The following is a 2363-nucleotide window of genomic DNA, read 5'->3' as shown; positions in this document are numbered from 1 at the left end:
TCCTGCCAAATTATTCAAACTGGAAGCAACATCGGGATGATCATCACCTAATTGGCGTTTTCTGATATCTAAAGATTGCAAATAAAGAGGTTCAGCATCATTGTAACGTCCTTGAGATTCATACAATCCTGCCAAATTATTCAAACTGGTAGCAACAGAGGGATGATCATCACCTAATTGGCGTTTCCAGATATCTAAAGATTGCAAATAAAGAGGTTCAGCATCATTGTAACGTCCTTGAGATTCATACAATCCTGCCAAATTATTCAAACTGGTAGCAACAGAGGGATGATCATCACCTAATTGGCGTTTTCTGATATCTAAAGATTGCAAATAAAGAGGTTCAGCATCATTGTAACGTCCTTGAGATTCATACAATCCTGCCAAATTATTCAAACTGGAAGCAACATCGGGATGATCATCACCTAATTGGCGTTTTCTGATATCTAAAGATTGCAAATAAAGAGGTTCAGCATCATTGTAACGTCCTTGAGATTCATACAATAATGCCAAATTATTCAGACTATTTGCAAGAGCATCTTGTTGTTGAAATTGAGTTTGTAAAACTATTGCTCTATTAAAATATTGTTCTGCTAGTGCTAATTCCCTTTCTCTATCTGCTGATTTTCCTGATTGCACTCGTTTAGAATATAAATTACCTAACTGACTATAGAGAGTTTCTAGTTTGCTACTATTTTCTCCCCATTGGTTAATCGCTTCTGCTAAAGATGCTTCTAATTGTTCTGGTGAAAAAATCGAACTTGCTTGATTATCTAGAATTACCTCAGAATTGCGATTGATTAATAACTCATTTGTAACTAAAGACAGTTCAGGCTGAAAATGAAATACACCATTACGCCAACTCCAGAAATCAGGTGCTTGCTTGGCAATTTGAGCATAAATGCGTGATGGTATCCATAAAATAATCGGCATTTTTAGTTCTCGCAATGCTTCTCGCGTCCATTGCAAATAACCAAAAAACTTTTTCAACAATTCATCTTGATTGAATGATCCTAATTTTTCTGCACCTAATACTGTGGCTATGGCATTTTCTTTTAATGTAACTTGTTGTGTAATGGCTTGCTTTAAACTAGGTTCTTGACTATCAAGATAAACTCGATAAATATTGTCAGTATATGCTAATTCCTTTTCATAATTAGCTATAATATTTTCACGCTGACGATCTGCATCACACACAGCAATGAAAATCTGTAACATCCCAATGCCAGCTTCAATTGAAACTAACAAACTCATATAAGTCTGTTCATTTGCGTTGATAATGGATTCATTGGTTAAGGTGTTCATTAAATTAACTCTTCTAACTTTAACTGTTGAATTACAAGAGGATGAAGATCATACCAACTCTCAGCATTTTTATATTCAATCACATAAACATTGTGGAGCAAATCAAGAAATTCTTGCTGTTTAGGATCATCAGGGCGATAATTCGTATATGTTTGTTGTAAAATCTCCCGGTCAGTTTTGCTCAAAGTAATTGTCATATCATTTCGCAAAATATCAAGTGCTTGCTGCAAAATTGTCGCATCAATTTGCACATCATCAATCGGTTCTAGCTTTCTGGCTTTTTTTCTTAACTCTACTAATACTAAACTACAACATTTTTGAGCAATGCGAACCAATTCCCGAATGACACCACCACTAGATAAAGCAATCTCCAGCAAAATATCATCTGCTAATAAAGTATGATCAATGCGTTTACGCAAAATCTCCTGTAATTTTGCTACCGTTGCAGTCACAGGTTGAGCTTCGTTTTTATGACTTTCACCTTTAGGATAAACTTTTAAAACAGGCATCACAAAAATCGGATTACTCGTTTCATCTTCGATATGTCTTTTTAAAACACCATCACGAATTGTGGCAATAGGAATTGTATAAATAACAAAGAAATTAGGTTGTAATAGTGCTTTAATATTTTTGAGAAATATACTTTCAATAGCTGCTAAATCTAGTTTATCTAAATCATCAATAATTACCACAATCTTTTTTTTACAAGCTAAAGAAACTTCTGTAGCAATCAGATTGAGAGTATCTATTAAATCTCGAAAATCACGTTTAAATTTAGTTTCTATAACTTCGCGGATACTTGCTTCAGCCTTTAACTTACTTTTCAGAAAACTCCAAAAACCAAGACCTACTTCTACTTCAGCCCCAGTTTTACTTTCTTCAATTTCTGTCCGTTCTTGAAACCAATTAAAAAATCTGGCTCTTGCGTCACTTTTATGGTAAAAACTAAGATCACTAAAATTTAATGCTGATAAATTTAAATCATAAAAGCTGAAAACTCTATCCCTGTAAAGGTTTGCAAACTTTTAGATACAAGTGAATTAGCATAAGAGTATAAT

2 protein-coding genes are annotated in these 2363 nt (G+C 33.9%); both read right to left on the bottom strand.

Annotation, left to right across the window (positions count from 1 at the left end; all coding sequences use genetic code 11):
* Window positions 1-1305 (bottom strand): tetratricopeptide repeat protein (locus tag IQ228_RS24815; protein ID WP_193964810.1); only part of this gene is annotated, 1305 nt, incomplete at its 3' end.
* A complete protein-coding gene (locus IQ228_RS24810) occupies window positions 1305-1997 on the bottom strand; it encodes an ATP-binding protein (protein WP_193964808.1) in 693 nt (230 codons plus the stop codon). The genes IQ228_RS24810 and IQ228_RS24815, both read right to left, overlap by 1 nt.
* Window positions 1998-2363 lie beyond the last annotated feature (366 nt).

This window comes from Dolichospermum sp. LEGE 00246, assembly GCF_015207865.1.
Taxonomy (GTDB): Bacteria; Cyanobacteriota; Cyanobacteriia; order Cyanobacteriales; family Nostocaceae; genus Dolichospermum; species Dolichospermum heterosporum.
This window is presented reverse-complemented; position numbering and strand designations above follow the sequence as displayed.